This window comes from Lysinibacillus sp. NPDC094403, from assembly GCF_050278745.1.
Classification (GTDB): domain Bacteria; phylum Bacillota; class Bacilli; order Bacillales_A; family Planococcaceae; genus Lysinibacillus.
The window spans coordinates 70765-93135 of record NZ_JBNNTL010000014.1 but is presented as its reverse complement, the minus strand read 5'-3'; the positions used below and the strand labels follow the sequence as shown (position 1 = coordinate 93135).

At 38.7% G+C, this 22371-nt stretch carries 21 protein-coding genes; 17 read left to right on the top strand and 4 right to left on the bottom strand.

Translation table 11 applies throughout. From position 1 onward, the window contains the following. Positions 1-5: 5 nt before the first annotated feature. From ACQKMV_RS18230 to ACQKMV_RS18185, 10 genes are all read left to right on the top strand, one after another. Entirely contained in the window at positions 6-1373 is a 1368-nt protein-coding gene (locus ACQKMV_RS18230; protein ID WP_427505639.1) for a cobyrinate a,c-diamide synthase, read from the top strand. After that, on the top strand, positions 1366-2004 hold the full coding sequence (locus ACQKMV_RS18225; protein ID WP_427505638.1) for a precorrin-2 dehydrogenase/sirohydrochlorin ferrochelatase family protein: 639 nt from the start codon (positions 1366-1368) through the stop codon (positions 2002-2004). Before ACQKMV_RS18230 ends, ACQKMV_RS18225 begins: the two co-directional genes overlap by 8 nt. Beyond that, the gene (gene cobA / locus ACQKMV_RS18220; protein ID WP_427505637.1) at positions 2001-2774 is read left to right on the top strand and encodes a uroporphyrinogen-III C-methyltransferase; all 774 of its coding nucleotides are present in this window, start codon (positions 2001-2003) and stop codon (positions 2772-2774) included. The genes ACQKMV_RS18225 and cobA overlap by 4 nt, the downstream gene beginning before the upstream one ends. A 32-nt stretch (positions 2775-2806) precedes the next feature. Continuing rightward, positions 2807-3367, top strand: coding sequence for a nitroreductase family protein (locus ACQKMV_RS18215; protein ID WP_427505635.1), 561 nt, complete (start codon positions 2807-2809; stop codon positions 3365-3367). A gap of 14 nt (positions 3368-3381) precedes the next feature. Continuing rightward, on the top strand, positions 3382-3918 hold the full coding sequence (locus ACQKMV_RS18210) for a cob(I)yrinic acid a,c-diamide adenosyltransferase (protein ID WP_368636722.1): 537 nt from the start codon (positions 3382-3384) through the stop codon (positions 3916-3918). A gap of 516 nt (positions 3919-4434) precedes the next feature. Continuing rightward, complete coding sequence (locus ACQKMV_RS18205; protein ID WP_427505634.1) at positions 4435-5934, top strand: cobyric acid synthase; 1500 nt, start codon at positions 4435-4437, stop codon at positions 5932-5934. Next, positions 5931-6767, top strand: a complete 837-nt coding sequence (locus tag ACQKMV_RS18200) for a class I SAM-dependent methyltransferase (protein ID WP_427505632.1) — start codon at positions 5931-5933, stop codon at positions 6765-6767. The genes ACQKMV_RS18205 and ACQKMV_RS18200 overlap by 4 nt, the downstream gene beginning before the upstream one ends. A 99-nt stretch (positions 6768-6866) precedes the next feature. Continuing rightward, positions 6867-7799: a ribonuclease Z gene (rnz, locus tag ACQKMV_RS18195; RefSeq protein WP_427505631.1), complete on the top strand. Its 933-nt coding sequence runs from the start codon at positions 6867-6869 to the stop codon at positions 7797-7799. A 354-nt stretch (positions 7800-8153) separates the two neighbouring features. After that, positions 8154-10148, top strand: a complete 1995-nt coding sequence (locus tag ACQKMV_RS18190; protein WP_427505630.1) for a methyl-accepting chemotaxis protein — start codon at positions 8154-8156, stop codon at positions 10146-10148. A 100-nt stretch (positions 10149-10248) separates the two neighbouring features. Beyond that, positions 10249-10479, top strand: coding sequence for an acyl-phosphate glycerol 3-phosphate acyltransferase (locus tag ACQKMV_RS18185; protein ID WP_427422985.1), 231 nt, complete (start codon positions 10249-10251; stop codon positions 10477-10479). 31 nt (positions 10480-10510) lie between these two features. Here ACQKMV_RS18185 and ACQKMV_RS18180 read toward each other — a convergent pair whose 3' ends face one another. After that, positions 10511-10945: a hypothetical protein gene (locus ACQKMV_RS18180; RefSeq protein ID WP_427505628.1), complete on the bottom strand. Its 435-nt coding sequence runs from the start codon at positions 10943-10945 to the stop codon at positions 10511-10513. A 268-nt stretch (positions 10946-11213) separates the two neighbouring features. Between ACQKMV_RS18180 and cdaS the strand changes: the two genes are divergently transcribed. The 4 genes from cdaS (at position 11214) to ACQKMV_RS18160 (ending at position 14443) form a co-directional block, all read left to right on the top strand. Continuing rightward, on the top strand, positions 11214-11834 hold the full coding sequence (gene cdaS / locus ACQKMV_RS18175) for a sporulation-specific diadenylate cyclase CdaS (RefSeq protein WP_427505627.1): 621 nt from the start codon (positions 11214-11216) through the stop codon (positions 11832-11834). A gap of 99 nt (positions 11835-11933) precedes the next feature. Beyond that, entirely contained in the window at positions 11934-12377 is a 444-nt protein-coding gene (locus ACQKMV_RS18170; protein ID WP_427505625.1) for a MarR family winged helix-turn-helix transcriptional regulator, read from the top strand. Between the two features lie 53 nt (positions 12378-12430). After that, positions 12431-13372: a ring-cleaving dioxygenase gene (locus tag ACQKMV_RS18165; protein WP_427505624.1), complete on the top strand. Its 942-nt coding sequence runs from the start codon at positions 12431-12433 to the stop codon at positions 13370-13372. 15 nt (positions 13373-13387) lie between these two features. Beyond that, positions 13388-14443 carry an LLM class flavin-dependent oxidoreductase gene (locus ACQKMV_RS18160; RefSeq protein ID WP_427505622.1) on the top strand — a complete coding sequence of 352 codons (1056 nt, stop codon included), beginning with the start codon at positions 13388-13390 and terminating at the stop codon, positions 14441-14443. A gap of 707 nt (positions 14444-15150) precedes the next feature. Here ACQKMV_RS18160 and ACQKMV_RS18155 read toward each other — a convergent pair. Further along, the gene (locus ACQKMV_RS18155; RefSeq protein ID WP_427505621.1) at positions 15151-16533 is read right to left on the bottom strand and encodes a sigma-54 interaction domain-containing protein; all 1383 of its coding nucleotides are present in this window, start codon (positions 16531-16533) and stop codon (positions 15151-15153) included. Between the two features lie 183 nt (positions 16534-16716). Between ACQKMV_RS18155 and ACQKMV_RS18150 the strand changes: the two genes are divergently transcribed. Genes ACQKMV_RS18150 through gcvPB form a run of 3 tightly spaced genes read left to right on the top strand, consistent with a single transcriptional unit; the run spans position 16717 to position 20505 of the window. After that, on the top strand, positions 16717-17493 hold the full coding sequence (locus ACQKMV_RS18150; protein ID WP_427505619.1) for an SDR family NAD(P)-dependent oxidoreductase: 777 nt from the start codon (positions 16717-16719) through the stop codon (positions 17491-17493). 24 nt (positions 17494-17517) lie between these two features. Beyond that, positions 17518-18909: an aminomethyl-transferring glycine dehydrogenase subunit GcvPA gene (gene gcvPA / locus ACQKMV_RS18145; protein ID WP_427505618.1), complete on the top strand. Its 1392-nt coding sequence runs from the start codon at positions 17518-17520 to the stop codon at positions 18907-18909. Between the two features lie 21 nt (positions 18910-18930). After that, on the top strand, positions 18931-20505 hold the full coding sequence (gcvPB, locus tag ACQKMV_RS18140) for an aminomethyl-transferring glycine dehydrogenase subunit GcvPB (protein WP_427505617.1): 1575 nt from the start codon (positions 18931-18933) through the stop codon (positions 20503-20505). Positions 20506-20760: 255 nt separating this feature from the next. Here the strand turns inward: gcvPB and ACQKMV_RS18135 are convergent, their stop codons facing one another. Both ACQKMV_RS18135 and namA read right to left on the bottom strand, forming a co-directional pair. Next, the gene (locus ACQKMV_RS18135) at positions 20761-21204 is read right to left on the bottom strand and encodes a DUF2332 family protein (protein ID WP_427505615.1); all 444 of its coding nucleotides are present in this window, start codon (positions 21202-21204) and stop codon (positions 20761-20763) included. A 51-nt stretch (positions 21205-21255) separates the two neighbouring features. Then, on the bottom strand, positions 21256-22266 hold the full coding sequence (namA, locus tag ACQKMV_RS18130; RefSeq protein ID WP_427505614.1) for an NADPH dehydrogenase NamA: 1011 nt from the start codon (positions 22264-22266) through the stop codon (positions 21256-21258). Between the last annotated feature and the right edge of the window lie 105 nt (positions 22267-22371).

Below are 22371 nucleotides of genomic sequence, written 5' to 3'. Positions count from 1 at the left end.
AGCCTATGCAAACGAATCGCTTTGTACTAGCTGGTACTGGCAGTGGTGTTGGTAAAACAACCTTTACCATTGGACTCATGAAAGCATTACAAGAAAAGGGCAAAATTGTGCAGGGCTTTAAATGTGGTCCCGATTATATTGACCCTACTTATCATACTGCTGTTACAGGACGTGTATCACGCAATATCGATAGCTGGATGTTTTCACATGAAGCAGTGCGTGATATTGTCGCGCGCGCAAGCAAAGATGCTGATGTTTCCATTATTGAAGGAGTTATGGGCTTTTATGATGGAAAAAGTCCGTTATCGGATGCTGGCTCTGCAGCAGACATTAGTGTTGTAACAGAGAGCCCTGTTATTTTAATTGTCAATTGTGCGAGTATGGCACGAAGTGTAGCGGCAGTTGTAAAAGGTTTCCAATTGTTGTCAGATAAACCGAATATCGTTGGCGTCATTGCTAACCAAGTCGGAAGTGTCGGCCATTATGAAATTGCGAAGGCTGCTATAGAGCAGGAGTGTGGTATTCCTGTTATCGGATATTTAAAGCGTGAGGAAGGGATTGATATTCCTAGTCGCCATTTAGGATTAGTCCCTGCAATCGAACGAGGAGAACTCAATACATTTTTTGATAAACTAGGCTCTTTAATGGCAGAGACGATTGATTTAGATCAATTGCTTGAATTAACAAAAGCTCCTGTTTTACAAGAATCAGGGCAACTATTTGTGGAAGAACCCTCTAAGGATATTTGCATTGCTGTAGCAAAGGATGCCGCGTTTAACTTCTATTATGAAGAAAATTTGGCACTGTTACGTGCAAAGGGAGCAGAGCTTCAATTTTTCTCACCACTTGCGAATGAGCCTGTTCCGGCTGATGCAGACGGATTGTATATCGGCGGGGGCTTCCCAGAGGAATTTGCAGATGTTTTGGCAAAAAATTCAGATGTCAAAAAGTCTATTCGCGATGCTATTGCCAAAGGTCTACCAACATTAGCTGAGTGTGGTGGCTTTATGTATTTGACGGAGGCTATTACGAATAGCAATGGTGACCGTTATGACATGGTTGGTGTTATTCCGGGAGAAGTAGCGATGCAAGCAAAGCTAGCGGCTCTCGGTTACCGTGAAATTTTTGGCACACAAAATAATTTTTTAATTGGTACGGATGAAGAAGCAAAGGGACATGAATTCCATTATTCAAAGTATAGCGGCACACATAACACACCGGCTTACCAAACGAAAGGGCGATTTGGTAACAAACAAGAGGGCTACCAAGCAGGAAATCTAGTGGCTGGCTATACGCATTTTCATTTTGTATCTAACCCAAAGCTTGTTGACAATTGGTTAACAGCTTGTAAGAAGGTGAAAAATCATGACTAATTATTTTCCTATTCACATTAACATTGAGTATAAAACCGTAGTGATTGTTGGTGGGGGGCACGTAGCAACACAGAAGGTAGCATCACTGCTTCCAGCTAAAGCAAATATTGTCGTTGTTAGTCCAACTCTAGATGACTCATTAATGCCCCTTGCTAGATCAGGACAAATTACGTGGCGTGAAAAAGAATTTGAAGCCCGTGATTTAGATGATGCATCACTCATTATAGCGGCAACAAATGATACGTCTGTAAATGAGGCTGTACAAGAAGCAGCCCAGCATTGGCAGCTCATTAACCGCGCTGATGCACAGGCTGAGAGCGATTTTATAACGCCAGCAACAGTGCGCCGTGGTCCTTTAGTGTTGACTGTTTCAACGTCAGGTGCCAGTCCGGCATTAGCTCGTAAAATCAAAGCTGATCTCGAAGAGCAATTTGATGAGGTTTATGATGACTATGTATGCTTCCTACAGCAGGCACGTTTAATGATTGCTGCTAAGTTTGAGAAAGGTCAGCAAAGACGTGCAGCTTTACAAGCATTACTTGAACCAAGCTTACTAGAATGGACACGTAGTGGAGAGATTGATAGACGTGAGGCTTATTTACAACAATTACTGATGGGAGAAGCGCGATGAAAGACGGAATAGTATATTTGGTTGGAGCTGGACCAGGAGATCCAAAGCTCATTACAGTGTATGGGCTAGAATGTATTCAAAAGGCTGATGTTATTGCGTATGACCGTCTTGTGAATCCTAAATTGTTAGAGTATGCGAAAAAAGATGCTGAACTTGTGTACTGCGGTAAATTACCTGGTAAGCATCACTTAATTCAAGATGAGATTCATACATTACTTGTCGAAAAGGCGCAGGAAGGAAAGATTGTCACACGTTTAAAGGGTGGCGATCCATTCGTTTTTGGTCGCGGTGCAGAGGAAGCCGAAATCTTAAAAAATCATGGTATTGCTTATGAAATCGTCCCTGGTATTACTGCAGGAATTGCTGCGCCAGCATATGCAGGTATTCCTGTAACACACCGAGACTTTGCGACAAGCTTTGCCCTTGTAACAGGACATGGTCGTGAGGAAAAAGGACAGGACTTTTTAAATTGGCCTGCACTTGCAACAGGTATCGATACAGTCGCTTTTTATATGAGTGTTGGCAATATTGCTTATATTTCCAAAAAGCTCATCGAAAATGGTCGTAAGGCAACTACTCCAGTAGCAGTTATTGAGTGGGGAACAACAGAGCAACAGCGTACCATTACAGGTCAGCTTGCTGAAATTGCTAGCATTATTGAACGAGAAGGCTATCATAATCCTTCTATGATTGTCGTTGGTGATGTCGTCAATGTACGTGAGAAAATTCAATGGTTTGAAGAGCAAGGACTTGCCTTTTCAGAAAGATAACAAGACTTATGTGAGCATAGGGAGGAAACAACATGACAGTAATTGAAGCTTTAAAAAATCGTCGAGCGATTCGCAATTACACGACACAGCCTGTTGAAAAAGAGAAAATAGAGCAAATTTTACAAGCAGCCACTTATGCTCCAAACGACCGTATGCGTGAGCCTTGGCATTTTTATGTTATTCAAGGCGATGCGATGAAACGCTATGAGGAAATGGCAAGTGCTTATTTACAGGAGCGATTCCCAACGAAGCCAAATTTAGTAGAAAGTTCATTAAAAGTTGTGCAAACAACGCCTGTTGCCATTGTTGTTACGGCAGATATTGTGGAAGACGATACTGATGCGACAGAGGATAATGTTTTTGCTGTATGTAGTGCGATCATGTCCATGTGGCTTGCTGCGGAGGAGCTAGGACTTGGCTTTGTATGGCGTACACGTGGAGTAGGGCTTGTTCATGATGCAAGAATGCATGCATTTATCGGAGCGAATGAATCACAAAAAGTAGTAGGTACTATTTTTATTGGCTATCCAGAAGAGCAGGAGCTTAAAGACAAGAAACGTACCCCATTTGAAGAAAAAACAACATGGCTTTAAGGGAGGCTTGAACAATGGCTAGAAAAGGCTTGTTTTTAGTTTATACAGGCGAAGGGAAGGGCAAAACAACAGCTTCTCTAGGCGTCACGCTGCGTGCAGTTGGTCGAGGCCTAAATGTACGCTATATGCAATTTATTAAATCACCAGAGCGTACATACGGAGAGCAAATTGCTCTTCGTAAGCTAGGTGTAGAAATGGAGCAAATGGGAATCGGCTTCACTTGGACAAAAACACCAGAAGAGCATCGTGCTGCGTTAGCAAAGGCATGGAAAAAAACAAAGGCAGCCCTGCAAGACGACAGTATTGATTTACTCGTATTAGACGAGCTCAACAATGCGCTTGCTATTACAAAATTTCCAATCGATGATGTGCTACCACTAGCCGAAGTCATTGAAGCCATTCAACAGCGTCCTTCTACAATGCATTTAGTTGTAACAGGACGTAGCGCAAATCCAGCGCTTATTGCGATGGCAGATTTAGTATCGAACATTGATGCGACAAAGCATTATTATGACGAAGGAATTCCAGCTGTTAAAGGACTTGAATTTTAAGTTTTTAAATTTAAGGTAAATACCATACGCTTTTATAGGGTAAACCCGTGGAAGCAAGTTGAACCCCGCGCATCGGAGTGGAATACCCACGCTTTGGAGGGAAATATCGCGGAAGCGAGGACAATACCCGCGCTTTGGAAGGAAATACCCGCAGAAGCGAGGACAATACCCGCGCTTTGGAAGGAAATACCAGCGAAAGCGAGGACAATACCCGCGTTTTGGAGTGAGATACCCGCGGAACGTGGCAGAATACCCGCGCTTTGGAGTGAAATACCCGCGGAACGTGGCAGAATACCCGCGCTTTGGAGTGAAATACTCGCGGAACGTGGCAGAATACCTGAGCTTGGGGGAAATACCCGCGAAAGCAAGGAGAATACCCGCGCTTTGGAGTGAAATACCCGCGGAAGCAAGAAGAATACCCGCGCTTTGAAGGGAAATACCCCGGAAGCAAGAAGAACACCCGTGGACTCAGAGTAGCTCCCGTGCTTCTACAATTAATAAGGGAGGGAAAAGACTATGCCAGCAAAATCTATCATGATTCAAGGAACGGCTTCTGATGTAGGTAAAAGTATGATTTGTACTGCGCTGTGCCGTATTTTATCTGATGATGGGCTAAAGGTAGTGCCGTTTAAATCTCAAAATATGGCCCTTAATTCGTTCGTAACTCAAGATGGCGGAGAAATTGGCCGTGCACAGGGTGTGCAAGCAGAGGCGGCACGTGTTGTCGCAACTACGGATATGAATCCTATATTGTTAAAACCAAAGCAAGATATGGTATCGGAAGTGATTGTTCATGGCAAGCATTTTTTAAATATGGACGCTAAAAGCTATCGTAATCAATTCGTACAAGAAGCGATGCCGATCGTTGAAAAGTCAGTACGAACTTTACAAAATACATATGATGTTATTGTACTTGAAGGAGCGGGCAGCCCTGCAGAGATCAATTTAAAGGATCGTGATATAGCAAATATGCGCATGGCTCATCTAGCAGATGCAGCTGTTGTTCTAGTTGCTGATATCGACCGAGGTGGCGTATTTGCATCGATTGTTGGAACTCTTGCATTACTTGACGATGCAGAACGTGCACGTGTTAAAGGGCTGATTATTAATAAGTTTAGAGGGATGCGTGAATTACTCGATGATGGTATTGAATGGGTAGAACGTGAAACGGGGATTCCTGTCCTTGGAGTTGTACCGTATGTAGATGTCAATATTGAAGCTGAGGATTCGTTAGCACTATCTTCCTTGCGCTTTAAAAAGCCAAAGACTGGAGAGTTTGCAGTGGATGTGGCAATGATTCGCTTGCCGCGCATTTCAAACTTTACGGATGTTGATCCATTTTTTGATGAGCCAGAGGTTGGTGTACGTTTAATTGGCAATGTCAATGAGCTTGGTACGCCCGACTTACTTATACTACCTGGAACAAAAAGTACAATGGATGATTTAGCATGGTTAAAGGCACAGGGCTTCGATCAAGCGATAGCAAATTTACGTGCACGAGGGACAAAAATTATTGGCATTTGCGGTGGTTTCCAAATGCTCGGTGAAACGTTATTAGACCCAGATGCAGTAGAAGGAAATGGCGATTCAGCACAAGGTCTAGGGTTATTGCCAATGGAAACTGTTTTTGTAGGAGATAAAAAAACAGTTCAAATGACCGGAACAAGAGGACAGGAAACGTTGACTGGCTATGAAATTCATCTTGGTCGTACAAAAATTTTACGTGATGAAGTATCACCGTTTTTACAGCTTACAGATGGGCGCGTGGATGGTGCAGTAAGTGCCGATGAACAAGTAATCGGAACATATTTCCACGGTTTATTCCATAATCGTACCTTTACACGACAGCTTGTTAATGAAATCCGCATGAAAAAGGGGCTCACAGCTTTACCAAGTGATGTAAAAAGTGACGCAGAACGTCGAGAGGACGCTTACAATATGCTGGCAAAGCATGTGCGCGCTAATCTTGATATGAAAAAAGTATATGAAATAATGAATATAGAGGTACCTGTATGACAAGAAAAGGACCGTTAGCTATTAATTATGAGGCGTTATGGCAGGAAGGTATGAAGGACTGGCATGGCCAAATGCCTGAAAGAATGGTCAATGATCAATTAGAGGAGCAGTTTTGGGCGCAGTCAATTGCACGTAAAAAAGCTGGACAAACGGATCCTTACGCTGCAAGAATTTTTCAAGAAATTAAAAAAAGTATTCAATCTGGGGACTCGGTATTGGAAATTGGTCCAGGTTGGGGTAATTATACGTTTCCACTAGCTGATCATGTGCGAAAGCTAACTTGTGTAGATAGCTCAGAAAGTATTCTTAGCTATTTAGAAGCATGCATGGAGGATAAGCAACATGTTTCTTATATTCATGCAAAATGGGAAAGCCTTGCTGAAGATGAAGTCGAAGCGCACGATATAATCATTGGTGTCAATTGCTTTTATCGTATGTATGAAATCAAATCAGCACTTTACCATATGAATCGTCTAGCTAAAAAGCGTGCAATTATTGGCATGACAACAGGGCCGATACAGCCCCATTATGAAATTTTATACGAAAAGTATGGCTACGATATTAAATTTCCACGAAGAGATTATATAGAATTTTTAAATTTGCTATATGAAATGGATATTTATGCAGAGTGCAAAATCATCCCATTAGAACGAGTGTATGAATATGAAAGCTATGAGCAGCTTATAACAACACAAAGTAAAAAAATATTAAATACTGATTTTAATAGAGCACATGTCGAGGAGTCGCTCTTGCCGTTTATTGAGGAAAAGAACGGGCGCTATTATTATCGTCATGATTTCCATGCGGCACTCGTATCATGGGAGCCGAAATAATTATGAAACCTTTGGACAAAACTAGTGACCAAAGGTTTTTTTTATTGGGAGCGATAGGGTACAATAAAGCGATATAGATATAGAAGTGAGGTGGCATATGTGCAACTACATTTTTTAGGAACAGGCGCAGGAATGCCTTCAAAGGACCGAAATACAAGTGCCCTAATGGTAAAACTGTTAGATGAAGTGGGGGAAATGTGGCTTTTTGATTGTGGAGAGGCGACCCAACACCAAATTTTGCATACATCTTTAAAGCCACGTAAAGTAACGAAAATTTTCATTACACATTTACATGGTGACCATATTTTCGGTTTACCTGGTTTTTTAAGCTCTCGTTCATTTCAAGGTGGGGATGAGCTATTAACGATATTTGGCCCACAAGGTTTACAGCAATGGATCGAGCAAACTTTAGCCTTGTCAAAGACGCATTTAACATATCCATTACAATTTGTTGAAGTCCATGAAGGTATTATTTATGAGGATGAACATTTTACAGTAAGTGCAAGTGAATTGCGACATGTAGTTCCATGTTTTGGCTACCGTATTGAGCAAAAGGATTTGCCTGGCGAACTGTTAATGGAAAAAGCACAGGCTATTGGTGTTCCAAAAGGTCCTTTGCTAGGACAATTAAAAGCTGGAAAAAATATTGAACTTGCGGATGGCACCATTGTTTATGCGAAGGATGTTGTCGCTCCTCCAAAAAAAGGCTTTACGCTTACTATTTTAGGGGATACAAAATACTGTCCAGAGGCTGTTTCATTAGCTACTGGAGCAGATATCGTAATTCATGAAGCGACCTTTGACGGTACTACGACAGAATTAGCAGCGAACTATGGACACTCTACGAATGTCGAAGCGGCAAAGGTTGCACAACAAGCGGGAGCAAACTATTTACTTCTGAACCATTTAAGTGCCCGTTTTTTACCATATGATTTACCACAATTCTTAGCAGAAGCACAGGAGATTTTTCCGCAGACTTGCTTAACATCCGATCAGTTAGTATTTACATGGCATAACAATAAACTATTTTAGAATAATATTATCAATAAGAAAGAACCTTTTAGATGATTCGTCATTTAAAAGGTTCTTTTATTATAAGTAGCACTATAAGACTGGAGAAATTAATTCAAAAATTATTAAGATTTTGTTTAAAAACGTCTTATTTTGTTACTCTATTGTCTTTATTTCTCTTTTATAAAAATTCTTTATGTATAGTCTTTTTCGTCTAGGTCTTTTTTCCTTTTTTGAAAACAAAATAATTATTACAAATTTGTGACAACTTTTTAATTATTATATTAAATTTAATAAAAAAGTAATGAAACATTTTAAATTGATACTGTATTATAAAATGGAAATAACCGTATATTTCAGGGGGGGATTGTCGAGATGGGGAAAACAATGAAATGGAAAATGCTTCTAGAAATCATGTGCATTGTCGTATTTATTATCGCTGCATTTTCAATTTATATTTATCAAACAACATATAATAGTGTAAAGAATAACGGGGAGGCGCTCGCTAATTCCATTGTAATTGGGATGGAAGGTGCTATTCATTCAAGAGAAAAAGCGGAAGAAATAATGGAAAAGGAAATGATTGCTGAATCAGTAATGGCTTCTTATATTATCGATAAAGGCGCTACATATGAAGATTTGAAGGCGATTGCTGAACGCGGAGGCATTGATGAAATATGGAGTACGGATGATAAAGGAAATACCACCGTTACTTCTGTAGCACCGACAGTTGATTTTAACTTCGGTTCCAATCCAGATGGACAAGCAGCAGAATATATGCAGCTATTAGATGGACGTGCAAAAGAAATTGTACAGAAGGCGCAAATACGTGATGTAGACGATAAATTTTTCAAGTTCGTTGGGGTAAGTAGTTGGAATCCAGCAACACCTCAAATTGTACAGATTGCTCGACAAGGACAGCAGCTATTAGATTTAGAGGCTAGTATCGGTAGTGAATATTACATTGATCAGCTTAACAAATCATTATCCTCAACGGTCCTTTATGCAGCTGTTGTGAATAACAAAGGCGAAACAATAGCAGCTACAGCAGAAAGAAATCTAGCGGATATTGGTTTTTTACCAGCTAAATTTTCAACGCAAGAAGCATCTGAGTTTTCGGGACGTTATGATGGAACACGTGTTACGCAATACATAAAACCGTTATCAAATGGTACATATTTAGCTATCGTTGTTTCAAATGAAGTACTTTCAAATATTTTGATAGGAACAATTATTGCTTCATTAATCGTTGTGTGTGTCATTTTCTTCATTACTGGATTTTCTATTTCTAAACAGGTCTCCCGAATTGTAAGTGTACGCGATTCACTTGAGGACATTAGTAAAGGCGAAGCGGATTTAACAAAGCGAATAAACGTAAACTCTAAGGATGAGATTGGTCAATTAGTAGTATCATTTAACGGAATGATGGAAAACTTTCAATTCATAATGCATGAATTGAAGCAGGAAGCTAGCCAAATTAAGGAGGCAACATACATAATTCAAGAAAATGCTCATCAAACACTTGGTTCATCAGAAATCATTCAGGAAGAATCTAGTCAGGTTGCTCAAGCATCTTTTGCGCAACAGCAAAATACAGAAGACAGTGCACTTTCAATGGAAGAATTGGCACGCAGTATCCATCATATTTCCGAATCCATTGTTGAGATTTCTACCATTTCTCGCAATACAGAAGAAAATGCTAATAATGGCTTACAAATTATGAACAAGTTACAAATGCAATTAGTAGAAGTTCATGAAAAGACAAATCTTTCAGTAGTAAGTACACAGGAATTAGAAAAATTATCTGGCATGATTGGTGAGTTCACTAATGTAATTTCTGGAATTTCTGAACAAACAAACCTATTAGCGCTAAATGCATCTATTGAAGCGGCACGTGCTGGTGAAGCGGGTAAAGGATTTGCCGTAGTGGCAGAGGAAGTTCGTAAATTGGCAGAGGATTCAAAACTAGCGGCTGAGCGCATTTCTCAGGTTGTGATGAATGTACAAAGGGAGACAGCTAACATTGTATCAGTCATTTATTCTACTGCTGATGTTTTAAATACTGGTCGATCTATTGTTCATGAAGCACAGCAATCTTTTGAAGGCATTAACAATGATGTCCAAGTAATAGCAGATCAAGTAGATTTAGTATCGAGTACCACAGAGGAAATCGCAGCCAGCACAGAGGAAGTCACGGCAACGATGGAAGATGTAACATTATTGGCAAAACAGACTTCAACAAGTGTTGCTGATGTCGCGCAAAAGGCTAAAAACCAAGCAGTAAGTATGAATGAGATGACATCGATTATTGATATGTTAAATGCAACAGCAGACAATTTACAACAATCAGCAGGCAAATATAAAGTCTAAATAGAATAGATAGTTATAACACGGGGATTTGGAATATTAAAGAAATATAATGCGATTAATAGTAGATTTTCGTATAATTGAATAAAGGGGAGTGGTTTATATGAATCAGCAAAAAATGCCACCAGCATTATTACGTTTAATCGTTATTTTTCCAAATGTGCTAAGCTATTTATTACTAGTTGGACTAATTGTTTTCGTTTTCTCAAATTATGACACATTAAAAGCTACGGACAACTTAACGGTTTGGCTTATTTTTATTGTAGTGCTTGCACCGGCTGCTGCCTACACGACATTCAATATTGTCAAGAAAATTCGTGCTGGACAAATGTAAGCTAAAATAAAAAGTGTATTCATTAGATAAACTAATGGGTACACTTTTTGAACTTTTTAGATCTGAATATAACACCAATTACAATTAGTGCAACTATTACTATGAAGTAAATGTTAGAGATTACATTCATTATGTGAAAAGGTGCTTTATGAATAAAAACAGCTTTCACCCAGTGATTATCTTCTTTTATTGCAATTGCTGTGGAAGTTGCTGTCCCTTTTATTTCATAATATTTTGTTCCTTTTGGGTAATAATTTGAGGTATCTCCGTAATATTTTCCAGTCATATCATTAGGCTTGGTCTTTACTTCCCCTATAATTTCACCAATTTTATGATCTTCAATTAATTCTTCAACTTCATAAACTTTTCCTTTCCAAACGACAAAAGGATAAGCCCAAGATAGTGCTTGAGCAGAGGACGAAAACATAAGTATAAGTATTGGCGTTAGCAATGTTATTCTTTTCATCAGCGCCTCCAATAGATAAAGACTTTATTTTATTATAAAAGAAAAAATTGGAAACATTAAATAGATTTAAAAAACATTTGAAAAGTAAGTACATTAAAGAAAAAAACTGTATTAGATTAATAAACTAATACAAAACGAATAAAATAATTCCATCTAGGGAAACTACAGAGAAGAAGAGGTTTCACAATTCGGCGGATGTCACAGAGTTTCAAAGGAATGATAAAAGGATGTTTACGCCAAGGCGAAATTGATAGAGAGGGGTGTTTTTGTGGATCCAACAAATTGCGATTTTTCACCAATGAAACAAACATTAAAGGAAGAGCTTCTGCAGGTCATTAATTCATTACAACAAAGCGTAGAAGCAATGGATACTGATGCAAACTGTCTTCTTGGGAATTTTGAAAAAATTAAAGAGAAATTTGTAACGATTGAAATGAAAGCTGCAACATTTTATTTAAATTGTTATCTTTCCCCGTTTACTAAAAAATATCCTGAGCTTTCGCATTGTGTACAAAATATGTCTAAAAGGAGACATGGTGGACTAATTGTGATTGAACGGGAGGATTCTCTAGCATCCCTTATACAGCCAGGTATTCATATTGGAGCAGAAGTGACGCATTCCTTATTAGAGTCTATTTTTTTTCCTGGAAATCCACTTCATGATGGCGCAGTTTTAATAAGCGAAAATCTAATTCAGTCAGCTGCAAATGTACTGCCATTGTCAGAGAGATATGTGGGGGAAAAGAAATTAGGCACAAGACATCGAGCAGCATTAGGGTTAAGTGAAGTATGTGATGCGCTTGTCATGGTAGTGTCTGAAGAAACAGGGAGAATTTCTTTTGCCTTTAAAGGAAACTTATATCCAATTACGACGCATGGCGTTATATAGTGTGAGCTTCACACTGAAAAATATCTCGAATCCAAGATATTTTTTCTTGCTCATTCATCACTTGCGTGGTAAAGTGATGAATGAGAGGAGGAGGAAGCGATGCGAAAACACACGCTTGGATCATTGACATGGATTCGGATGATGCGCTTTACAAATCAAAGTAACCAGCTATCCAATGAATTTTTAAAGCGCTTTGACTTAACGACTGCACAATTTGATGTCCTAATACAAATAAAGACATATGCACCGTTAACGCAAACACAGCTAGCGGAGAAAGTGACAGTGACGCAAGGTGGTATGTCTCGGATGCTTGCTCGTCTTGAAAAAGAGGGACTTATTGAACGCAAGCAAGATTGGAAGACCAAAACAATCTCACTGACAGCTAAAGGCGAGCAGATGATTGATGCGGCAACACCAAGTCAGCTTCACTTTCAATCTTCATTTTTTGAAGAAGTATTAACAGAAGAAGAACTGAGAACTTTAAATACATTAATGTCAAAATTAGAAAAGCATAGTCGTGAAAAAAAATTACCGCCTGCGTGATTTTTTTTACAACATCACTTGCTTAGTCAAGTGAAAATAAGGAGGAAACATTCATGAACAATTTAAGCGGACATCATCATATATCAATGCTAACTAAAAACGGTAAACGTAATAATGATTTTTATACAAAAATTCTCGGCTTACGTCGTGTAAAGAAAACAGTTAACCAAGATTCGCCTTCTATGTATCACTTATTTTATGGAGACTTAACAGGTGCTGCAGGTACAGAATTAACATTTTTTGAAATGCCCGTAGCAGGACGTACTGTTCGAGGAACAAATGCGATTACACGTATAGGACTGCTAGTGCCAAGCTATGACAGTCTGCAATATTGGAAAAATCGTTTTCATGAATTAGAGGTTGAACATAGTGAAATTACAACTTATGCAGGTAAAGATGCTTTGTTTTTTGAGGATCATGAAGGGTTACGAATGGTGCTTTTAAACAATCATGGCCACGAAACACCAGCTCATTGGCAACCATGGGATGGCTCTGATATCCCTGCAGAACATCGTATTTTAGGAATGGGTACAGTTGAAATTACAGTTCGTTACTTACAACGGACAGTAAGCTTATTGAAAGAGCTATTTAATTACACAGCTGTTGAAGAAAGTGAAAAAGAAGCAGTACTGCAATCCATTCCTGGTGAAGTACTTGGAGAAATCGTTGTTAAAGAATTAGAAGGGCCAAGTGAGAAACCTGGTCGCGGTAGTATACATCATCTTGCGCTACGAGTTGCTAACGCCCAGGAATTGCAGGAATGGGATGCCAAAATTAAGGAGCGAGGCTTAGATAGTACAGGCGTTGTGGATCGTTTTTACTTCCAAAGTCTTTATTTTAGAGACCGTAATGGAATTTTATTTGAAATGGCGACAGATGGCCCAGGTTTTACAGTTGATTCGGCAATAGAGGATCTAGGCAAAGAACTTGATCTTCCACCATTTTTAGAAGAAAGACGTGCAGAGATCGAAGCTATTTTAGAGCCACTAGATTAAGGAGAGATTGTAATCATGGAAAAATACCGTATTGATCAATCGAAAGGCATCGAATTTGGCTTGTATTCATTAGGGGACCATATTCCAAATCCATTAACTGGTGAACGTATATCAGCTCAGCAACGAATCCAAGAGCTAATTGAAGCAAGTCAGCTAGCAGAACAGGCAGGTATTGATGTATTTGGCGTTGGCGAAAGTCATCAATCGTACTTTACTACACAGGCACACACAGTTGTTTTAGGAGCGATTGCACAAGCTACATCAAAAATTAAATTAGCAAGCTCCGCGACGGTACTAAGTGTTTCTGATCCAGTACGCGTATATGAAGATTTTGCAACGATCGATTTAATTTCAGATGGACGTGCAGAAATAGTCGCTGGGCGTGGCTCTCGAGTTGGCGCATATCAATTACTAGGCGTTGATTTAAAGGATTATGAAGAAATTTTCGAAGAAAAATTAGAGCTGCTGAAAAAAATAAACGACAACGACCTTGTCACTTGGGAAGGACAATTCCGTACACCACTTCACAATGCGCAAATTTTGCCACAACCTAAAACTGGATCGTTGCCAATTTGGCGTGCTGTCGGCGGACCACCTGCCAGTGCCATTAAGGCAGGCTATATAGGCATTCCAATGATGTTAACGACATTAGGTGGTCCTGCCGTTAACTTTAAGCCATCAGTAGATGCTTATAGAGAAGCAGCAGATCGAAGTGGCTTTGATCCAAAAGAGTTACCGATTGCTACAACTAGCCTATTCTATGTTGCAGATACGACGAAAGAGGCACTAGAAGGGATGTATCCACATTTAAATGGAGGCTTCCAAGCAATTCGTGGCGGGGGTTATCCAAAGCAACAATTTGCGGAGGCGACGGATACACATGACGCCTTAATGGTCGGAAGTAAGGAACAAATTATTGAAAAATTACTGTATCAATATGAGCTCTTTGGCATGCAGCGATTTATGGCACAAATTGATTTTGGCGGTGTACCATTCGATAAATTAATGAAAAATATTGAAATTATAGGGAACGATATTTTACCTGCCATTAAAAAGTATACTGCGAAATAAAAGCTTGTTTATGTAGCAATCCCTAATACATGTATAAATATAAGAGATGTGGACCTGTTTTGTGCCTGGTGTCGCTGTTGAATTCAGAGTATGATGTCAAATTCACAGAACCCCTCACTTACATTAATAGTAGATTAGTAGGTGAGGGGTATTTCTAGTGGTTTAATAACACAAAGTATCAGGTGTGCGGCTCGACGCTCGCCCGCAGGAAGCCTTGCTCTGCACGAAAGCGAAGCGTCAGCAACAAATGTTTTCTGCACGAAAGCGAAGCGTCAGCAACAAATGTTTTCTGTGCGAAAGCGAAGCGTCAGCAACAAATGTTTTCTGTGCGAAAGCGAAGCGTCAGCAACAAATGTTTTCTGTGCGAAAGCGAAGCGTCAGCGATAAATGTTTTCTGCACGAAAGCGAAGCGTCAGCAACAAATGTTTTCTGCGCGAAAGCGAAGCGTCAGCGACAAATGTTTTCTGCGCGAAAGCGAAGCGTCAGCGACAAATGTTTTCTGCGCGAAAGCGAAGCGTCAGCGACAAATGTTTTCTGTGCGAAAGCGAAGCGTCAGTAACAAAGCGAGTAGCCCGTAGCGGAAATCAGAGCCTTCAAATTAACTAGTGTGGATAAAAGTGGATAATCTATTTTTTCCTAATCATCACGCCTGACAAAGTATAATACTAGTTTTTTATTGACGTAACTAAAGTTAGGTGACTGTTAATTCAAATAGCGTAGGTTTGAATCTTTCTATACAATGAACGAACACTTATGCCTAAATCATCAGCTACTTTTTGCTTGCCAGCACGATCAGAGCCATATTCATTTAACTTTTGAAGGATCAGTTCCTTCTCTGCTTGTTTCAGTGAATTAACAGGATTTTGTTGAGGCTTATGTTGAGCGCTTTCTAAAATATAAGGTGGTAAGCTAGCGATTGAAAGCTCCATCGAGTTCTCCATAATCATGCTGTATTCAATAACATTTTCTAACTCTCTTATATTCCCTGGCCAATGATAACTTTGGAGCAGTTCAAAGTAGGTAGAGCTATAACTTCGAATAAATTTACCAGTACGATTCTGAAGCTTGTCCATTAAAGTATTCACTAAATCGTGCAAATCTTCTTTTCGATTCCTTAATGGTGGTAGGGAAATAGGAATAACATTTAAACGATAATATAAATCCGCACGAAAATCCCCCTTTTTCACTAAGTCCTCTAATGGACGATTGGTGGCTGCGATTATTCTAATATTTACTTTTTTAAAGCTTGTACTACCGACTCGTCTTATAATGCCATCTTGCAATGTCATTAATAGTTTAGCTTGGAGATGGATAGGCAACTCGGTAATTTCATCTAAAAATAATGTCCCTTTATCGGCTAATTCGAAATAACCTAGTTTCCCATTTTTACGTGCACCAGTAAATGATCCTTCTTCATAGCCAAATAATTCACTTTCAAACAATGACTCTGGAATACTCGCGCAGTTAATTTCAATAAATTCTCCTTTTTGCACCAAGCTATGCTCGTGAATGTATCTTGCCAAAAGACTTTTGCCTGTTCCTGTTTCACCAGTTATGAAAACTGATGAAGCACTATTTCTGATATTTTTTAATGTCGTGTGAATGTGAGAGAAATTATCTCCAAGTATATAAGGGATAGCTTTAAGCGATTGTTTTTTTAGTGGTTTGTAATGCCCAAAGCTTTTTTGTAAATCAATCAGTACATCTCCTAATTTAGTTAACCAGTATTGATATGTACTTTGTTGACTAAGTAATTGTGTTTCCCCATCAGACGTAAAACTTACAAAATTAAGATAACCGTAGTGATTTTCATCTTGAATAAGATTTTTTAATATTTCAACTTTCGAAGGACAGTTATTTTGAAAATGGCAACCTTTACACATACTCATATGTCCAGGCTTTTTAACATCAATAAATGATTCAGCTTTATATTTTTGAAAGTATGGAAGGTGTACCTTGATGCCTTTTTTTTCTTTATAAGCGGCTGTAGCTACGAGAAGCTCTCCTTCTGAACTGAAAAAAGCAATGTCAACCATTAATAATTGAGAAAAAATATCAATTATTTTTGAAATAGTGTTATAGAATGTCAAAAATAATCCCCCCATATACGTATTAAAAATCATTTTAAGTCTGAATATTCAAAAATGTCAATGTTTTGACGTAAATGACAATTGTTGGACATACAGATATAAAGGAAGCCTAGAAATAGCTGAGGAAAGAATTTGGCATGGTTTTTGCTTATATAGTTAGTAACAAACTGAAAGGAGAATGGAATGATTAACCACTATTTTAAATTACATGACAAGGTTGCAGTTATAACGGGTGGAGCATCTGGAATAGGCTTTGCATCAGCCAAACGCTTAGCTGAAGTCGGTGCGAAGGTAGTGTTACTAGATATTGATGAAGAAAAAGGGAATGATGCCGCATCCAAATTGCAAATGGAAGGATATCAAGCTTGGTTTGTTAAATGTGATGTAACAAATGCAAGAGATTGCGAGACAGCAGCAAATTATATCAAAGAGCAGTTTCAAAATGTGAATGTGTTATTTAACAACGCAGGCATCATTCGGCGTAAAACGGTTGTGGAATTAACGGAGAGTGAATGGGATGCAGTTATAAATGTGTCATTGAAAGGCGCTTTTTTACTATCAAAATATGTGATTCCACTGATGAGTGAAAGTGGTGGTGGCAGTATCATCAATACTGGCTCAGGTTGGGGACTAAAAGGAGGAGATAAGGCGGCCTCCTACTGTGCAGCAAAAGCTGGAGTAGTGAATTTAACGAAGGCAATGGCTATTGATCATGGACACCAAAATATTCGTGTGAATTGCATTTGCCCAGGAGACACCGATACTCCTCTTTTAAGAGGTGAAGCAGAGCAATTAAATATAGAAGAACGTACGTTTTTGAAGGATTCAGCCATTAATCGTCCCCTTGCACGACTTGGTACACCAACTGATATTGCCAATGGTGTATTATTCCTTGCAAGTGAATTGTCTAGTTGGGTAACAGGAACAACGTTGACCGTAGATGGTGGAGGATTAGCATAAATAAAAATTTTAGGAGGTTATTGAATGACTAAAAAAGTCCATCCATATATCCCAAATATGGTATCAGAAGTAAAACAAAAAATGTTAAAAGAAATCGGTGTAAATTCAATAGAAAATCTATTTGAATGTATTCCTAAAGAACTTCGGTATCAAGATGATCTGAATATTCCAAAGGCATTAACAGAATACGAGTTACGACGTCATATTGAAGGATTATTAAATAAGAATATAAGTTCAACTGAATACTTAAATTTCTTGGGAGCTGGATGTTCGCAACATTTTGTACCGGCAGTGTGTGATGAAGTAAATCAACGGTCCGAGTTTTTGACAGCATATGCAGGCGAGCCCTATGAAGATCATGGTCGCTTTCAAGCTCTTTTTGAATATCAAAGTTTGATGGCAGAGTTAGTAGATATGGATGTTGTAAGTGTTCCAACCTTTGATTGGGGTCAAGCTGCTTCGACGTCCATTCTAATGGCTAGCCGAATTACTAAAAGAAATAAAGTGTTACTTGCGAATACTGTATCACCAGAAAGAAGAAAAATTATAACAAATTATGGTACTCCTCAATTGTCGTTTAGTGGAGTGGCGTTTGATATTGTTACCGGATTATTAGATTTGGAAGATTTAAAAAGTAAATTATCCGATGAAGTGGCTGCCATTTATTTTGAAAATCCATCTTATTTAGGATTTATAGAAACTCAAGGACAAGAAATTTTTAAATTGGCTAAAGAACACGGTGTATTAATTGTCGTTGGGGTAGATCCTATTTCGTTAGGTGTTTTAGTACCGCCAAGTCACTATGGTGCTGATATTGTATGTGGGGATTTACAGCCCCTAGGCATGCATATGAATTATAGTGGCGGTCAAGCAGGGTTCATTGCTACACAAGATGATGAAGTCTTTATTAATGAATATCCTTCAAGATTATTTGGGATTGTCCCTACAAAAAAAGAAGGAGAGTATGGATTTGGTGATGTAGCATATGAACGGACATCCTTTGCTTTACGAGAAAAAGGAAAAGAATCAGTTGGTACACAGACGGCATTATGGGGCATTACTGCTGGTGTATATCTTTCTTTGTTGGGACCTGACGGGATGTATGAAGTAGGACAAACAATTATGCAAAATAGTCAATATGCAGTGCAACAGTTAAATCAGATTGAGGGAGTAATTGGATCGCGTATTGTTTCTACATTCTTTAAAGAATTTGTTGTTGATTTTAATGATACAGGCTTAACAGTAGCACAAATTAATAAAGAATTATTAATAAGAAATATCTTCGGTGGGAAGGATTTATCAGAGGAATTCCCAGAGTACGGACAAAGTGCATTATATTGCGTAACTGAAGTTCATACAAAAGAAGATTTAGATTATTTAATATCCGCAATTAAGGCAATTGTAGAGCAACAATAAGTGAGAGGAGAGAAGATAACTGTGAAAAAAATAAAAAGATTTGAGACGAAAGTAGATTTTCATCAAGCGAAATGGAACGAGCCCATTATATTTGAATTACATCAAGCTGGTGAAAGAGGGGTAGAAATTCCTTTAGCTTCAGAAGAGGTTGTAGAGGCAGTTGGTGATGGTCTCTCTAGACTTCCTCACAACATGTTACGTGCTGATAAGGTGAATCTTCCCGAAATAGCGCAAGCTCGTGTGTTACGCCATTATGTTAGATTATCACAAGAAACACTAGGCTCAGATTTCAATGTAGAAATTGGCCAAGGCACATGTACGATGAAATACATTCCTAAAATAAATGAGCTATTAATTCGAAATCATAAAATAATGGAGTTACATCCATTACAGGATATCAGTACCGTGCAAGGAATGCTTGAAATTATTCATAATTTAGATTTAGCTATGCGAGAAATATCAGGATTAGATTTTTTTTCATTTCAGCCAAGTGGAGGAACGCAAGCTTTATTTGCGATGGCATCTATCGTACGGAAATATCATGAAGCACGAGGAGAAGGGGATCAACGTGATGAAATTATTACAACGATTTTTTCACATCCATCGCAAGCTGCTACAGCTGCAGTAAAAGGATATAAAATCATTACCTTATATCCTGACAAAGACGGCTTCCCGGATATTGATAAATTGAAGGAAGTACTTTCTGAACGGACTGCAGGTTTTGTCGTTGCTAATCCAGAAGATACAGGGATTTATAATCCTAAGATTAAAGAATTTACAAAACTTGTCCATGAAGCAGGTGGTATTTGTTATTACGATCAGGCCAATGCAAATGGCTTGTTAGGCATAACAAGAGCGAAAGAAGCTGGATTTGATATGTGCTTTTTCAATTTGCATAAAACATTTGCAGCACCACATATGTGTGGTGGACCAGCAACTGGAGCATTAGGTGTTACGAGAGCGTTAAAAGAATACTTACCTGGTCCTATCGTTGAGAAAAATAAAGAGGGTTATTATTTAAATGATGCTTTGACACATTCTATTGGCAAGGTAAGGGCATTTCATGGCGTAGCACAAACTATTCTACGATCGTATGCTTGGATTAGGTCTTTAGGTCCAACTGGTTTAAAAGCTGTGGCACAGACTGCTGTGTTAAATAATAACTATCTATATAGCCGTGTTCAGAAAATTCGAGGAGCAAGTGCACCTTATGTAAAAGGACAACGCTTAGAGCAAGTACGGTATAGCTGGGAACAGTTGACACAAGAGACAGGTATAACGACCGAAGACGTCCAACGAAGAATGATCGATTTTGGCTTACATTATTGGACAAGCCATCATCCTTATATCGTCCCGCAGCCATTCACACTGGAGCCGACAGAGTCTTACTCCAAGGCAGATTTGGATGAATATATTGCGGCACTTGAGCAAATTTCTAGAGAAGCATATGAAACACCGGAAATTGTTAAGAGTGCCCCATATAATAGCACCATCCATCAGCTAGATGAACAAGATTACTTGGATAACCCAGACAAATGGTGTCTTTCGTGGCGTCTCTATCAAAAAAAGACCCAAGAAGTCAATATCCTGCAATAAATTATCTTTTAAGTTATAAATCTATAGCTTTAGAGGAGTTAGTTGATGAATAAATTAACTTAATTGGAGTAGATTGTTTTGCAGTGAAATGATATGGACGAAATATAAAAGCTGGTTTCCACTAATGTATTAGAGGAAATCAGCTTTTATTCTTTAGAAAAATAGTAAAAATACCGATGAAATATATTGGGTTTTTTTGAACTTAAATTGAAAGTATCTAACTATACTAGTTCTAGTCAGGTTATTGCGTGACTTTTAAATACTTTTTGATTGCTTGGCCCATTTGAACCACTGTGCATGACCATCAGGACGTTCCATACTACGGATTGATGTTATTTCTCCTTGATCAATAAAATCTTGATGCAGTTGCATATCAAATAAATTGTTATAACAATGGTAGAGAGGTCGTTCCATGCTGATCTCTTTTAATTGTTCAATAAGTTTAAGTCGTAATTCAATTGGGATTTGATTTGCCACATGTGTATGATAAACAACTAACATCGCATCTGCATTTATTTCACTACTAATTTCTTTTATTAGTTTAATGGCATCGCCTTTTATCAGCTGTAAATCGAGCTCTTTTAAAATAGGGAGTGCTTGATTTAACAAAAGTCTTCGTTCTGGATGCTCTGGCCAAATTAATGCTTCGAGCCATCGGAGCTCTTCCTCTTTATTAAAATGAAAACAGCTTGTTAGCATAAATCAACAAGCTGTTTTTTTTTTGATGAATTGTCAGTATACCGTTTATTTCTACCAGCCGCGTACGTATTGCACTGGTGGTTTAACCTCTTCTCCTAATTCCTTGGCAGCATATAGTGGCCAATATGGCTCGCGCAGAAGAACGCGTGCTAGGAAAATTAAGTCAGCACGATTGTTTTGTAAAATTTCCTCTGCTTGAATGGCTGTCGTAATAAGGCCGACTGCTCCAGTTGGAATATCGGCACCATGCTTAATCGCTTCAGCATGAGGCACTTGGTAGCCAGGAAAAACATTAATATGTGCTTGCACGACACCACCTGTAGAAACATCCACTAAATCGATACCCTGTGATTTCATCCAACGACTAAAGATGATAAAGTCATCCATTGTTGTACCATCTTCTGCGTAGTCTTCAGCGGAAACACGCACAAGCAAAGGACCTTCCCAAACACTGCGTATAGCATCGATGACTTGACGTAATAATCGATAACGATTTTCTTGAGAGCCACCGAAATGGTCATTGCGTTTATTCGTTGCTGGTGATAAAAATTCACTAATTAAATAGCCATGTGCCCCGTGGATTTCAAGAACATCAAAGCCTGCTTTTGCTGCACGGACTGCTGCTTGTTTAAATGCTTCAACAACATATTCAATGTCTTCTAATGTCATCTCAGTTGGCGTTTTATAAGTATCGCTAAATGCAATGGCTGATGGAGCAAATATTTCTCCATCTACAGTTGCTTTTCGTCCAGCGTGTGCAAGCTGTATGCCTGTTTTTGCTCCGTATGCCTTCATTCCTTGAACTAATTGACTTAAACCTTCGATATGAGCGTCATCCCAAATTCCAAGATCGTTACTAGATATACGACCCTCTGGTACAACACCAGTAGCTTCGACAATGATTAAACCAACTTGCCCAGCAGCCCGCGTTGCATAATGGACTTGGTGGAATGGAGTAACAAATCCATCATCCTGTGCCGAGTACATACACATCGGTGCCATAACAACGCGATTTTTTAAAGAGATATTTTGTAATTGATACGGTTCAAATAATTTAGTCAACTGAAAGCCCCCTAATGCCTAGTGATATACTTTATCCCGCTTTAATGGGCAGTAATACGTCCTCCTCAAAATTTAGCAAAAGCAAAGAAGTTAGATAGGAGATAA